The sequence below is a fragment of the Protofrankia sp. CiP1_Cm_nod3 genome (assembly GCF_982290655.1).
The window spans coordinates 6,904-9,400 of record NZ_CEVIVD010000044.1; the positions used below are offsets into that span (position 1 = coordinate 6,904).

A 2,497-nucleotide genomic window follows, 5' to 3' on the forward strand; every position below is an offset into this window, starting at 1 on the left:
GCCGCCGACAGACATGCCGCCGACAGACATGCCGCCGGCCAGCGGCCCGCCGGCCCCGGCCACGACGGCGCGCGGTCGCACGACCAGGATGAAGAGGAGACCTGGGTGCCCCGGACGGGCGGCGGGTTCGGCCCGCGGATCGGCACCGCCCGCCCGAACGGACAGCAGCCCACGGACTTCCCCGACGCCGATGATCCGACCGCCTGGGAATGGCCGACATGAGCGCCTGCCCGGGCGGCCCGGGCGCCTTTCTCAACGTCGCGGCTACCTGCCGGCTCACCCACGCCCTCGGGCCCGGCCCGCGGGCGGCGGTGTGGGTGCAGGGCTGCCCGTTCCGCTGCGCGGGCTGTGTGGCGCCGGAGTGGATTCCCGACCGTCCCGCCCGGCTGGTCGCGCCGGCGGAGCTCGCGGCCGAACTGTGTTCGGTGCCCGGGCTGACCGGGCTGACCTTCTCCGGCGGGGAGCCCATGAGCCAGGCGGCCGGGCTCGCGGAACTTGCCCGCCACGCCCGGGCGTTACGGCCCGAACAGGGCCTCTCCCTCATCTGCTTCACCGGGTACCGCCTGGAGCGGTTGCGCCACAGCCCGCCGAACGCGGGCGTCGCCGATCTGCTCGCACAGGTCGACGTATTGATCGACGGGCGCTATGTGGCGAGCCGGGATGACAACCGTGGCCTGCGCGGGAGCGCTAACCAGCGGATCCACCACCTGACCGGCCGGCTGCGCGGGGGCGGCTACGACTTCGAGGGCCGCCTGCGAACCACCGAGATCATGATTGCCGACGGTGAGGTGCTCATGGTCGGGATACCCGCGCGCGGGCTGCTGGCGGCGCTGGACGAGGCGGTGGCACGAGCCTGGAACATCTCGTCGGAGCAGGCCCGTCACATCCCCGGTCAACGCCCGGTCCGGACCGGGCGGACCGATCAGCGCGGCCGGGCTGATCAGGCTGGCTGGGCCGGCGGCCCGGCACAGGGGAAGGCGGACACCTGATGAGCGGCCGGAAGACGGCCTTCGTCCGCATCGAGGAGTCCGAGTGGCGTCGGGCCCAGCGGGCCGCGGCCCGGTTACGCGACGTCCAGTCGGACCTGCCCCAGGTGATCGAAGGTGTCCGGGAGCAGGCCCGCCGGGACGCCCAGCAGGCCGCTGACGAGATCCAGCGCAGGCAGCACAGCGCCGAACGGACGATCGACCAGCTCAGCTCCCGGACCAGAGAGCTGGAGAGCGAGGTCAACCGGCGGCTCGACGAGCAGGCCCGGCAGATGTTCGACAGCCTCGACACCACGGTCACCCAGGTGCGCGACGAGGCCCGGAAGGCACTGGCGGAACGGGAACGCGCGTTGCGTTCCGCCATCGCCCAGGAACGTCGCCGGCGGGAACGGGATGTCAGCGAGCTGCGCGGCGGCCTCGCCGAGCTCGCCGCGGACCGGAAGCGGTCGGTCGAGGCGGCCAGCCGCTGGGTCCGGGACGCTCATGCCGTCCGCGATCTCATCCGGGAGACCCTCCCGTTCGACCGCTACGCGCCCGGCCGGCTGGAGGCTCTCGAACGTGACCTCGCCGCGGTCGGGGACGTCCTCGACGCCGGTCTGGGCGAAGCCGCGTTGGCCGGTGCGCAGCGGGCGTATCACGGGCTGTCCGACCTGCGGGTGGAGCTGGAGTGGGCCGACCGGGAGTGGCACCTGCTGCGGGCCGCGGCCCGGGACGCGCTGCTGGTCGTCCAGGGGCTGATCGAGCGCAACGCCGACCGGGCCGCCGTCGACGCCGACGGGGAGGAGCTGCCCGACGTCCCGCTCGAAGTCGACTACTGGTCCAACGGCGCGCTGTCGCGGTTACGCGCCGAGGTCGCGGCCACGCTCGGCCTTCTCGTGGACGAGGCGTCCCCGCCCAGCACCGACACCATGCGGGAGCTGGTGGACCAGCGCGCTCCCGCCTTCGAGCAACGGCTTGCCGAGATCGTCGAGGATGCCGGCTTGGCCCAGCTCGGGTCGCAGTTACGCGCCAACATCGCCGACATCGTCGTGCGGACCCTGGTCGACAACGGCTTCAGCCTGGCGGACGCCACCTACGGCGGTGAGGACTACCGCAACGCATTCTTCGCGAAGGTCGAGCACCCGGACGGCGGGGAGGTCGTGGTCGACGTCTCGCCGTCGACGGCCGGTCCGGCCGCATGCGAGCTGAAGGTGCTCTCCTACGACCGGGACACCGGATCCGAGGAGATCCGCGAGGCTCGGGCCCGCGAGCTCGCCGCCGCCCTGCGGGAGCACGGCCTGGACGCGGGCGTTCCCCAGCCGGCGGGCGGTGAGCCCGACGCCCGCTACCGCGACATCGAGTCGATCCGCAGGGCGGCGCCCCAGGCCGGCACGGACGCTCCCCAGGGCCGGCCGGCCGGCGCGGGCCTCGGCAAACGGAGCGGGTAGAAAGCCGGTGCCAACTGAGAGACCGGGCCCGTCCGCCCGGTCGGACGCGTCCGGGCGGACGGATCCGCCGGTGGCCGCGACGGT

General features: G+C 73.8%; 3 protein-coding genes. All 3 read left to right on the top strand.

Annotated elements, in window-relative coordinates; all coding sequences use genetic code 11:
* On the top strand, positions 1-222 hold a 222-nt coding region (locus AC5LUJ_RS10990), incomplete at its 5' end, for a hypothetical protein (protein ID WP_493464887.1).
* Complete coding sequence (locus tag AC5LUJ_RS10995) at positions 219-989, top strand: 4Fe-4S single cluster domain-containing protein (RefSeq protein ID WP_493464888.1); 771 nt, start codon at positions 219-221, stop codon at positions 987-989. The genes AC5LUJ_RS10990 and AC5LUJ_RS10995, both read left to right, overlap by 4 nt.
* Positions 989-2,413 carry a hypothetical protein gene (locus AC5LUJ_RS11000; protein WP_493464889.1) on the top strand — a complete coding sequence of 475 codons (1,425 nt, stop codon included), beginning with the start codon at positions 989-991 and terminating at the stop codon, positions 2,411-2,413. The genes AC5LUJ_RS10995 and AC5LUJ_RS11000 overlap by 1 nt, the downstream gene beginning before the upstream one ends.
* The last annotated feature ends 84 nt before the right edge of the window (positions 2,414-2,497 follow it).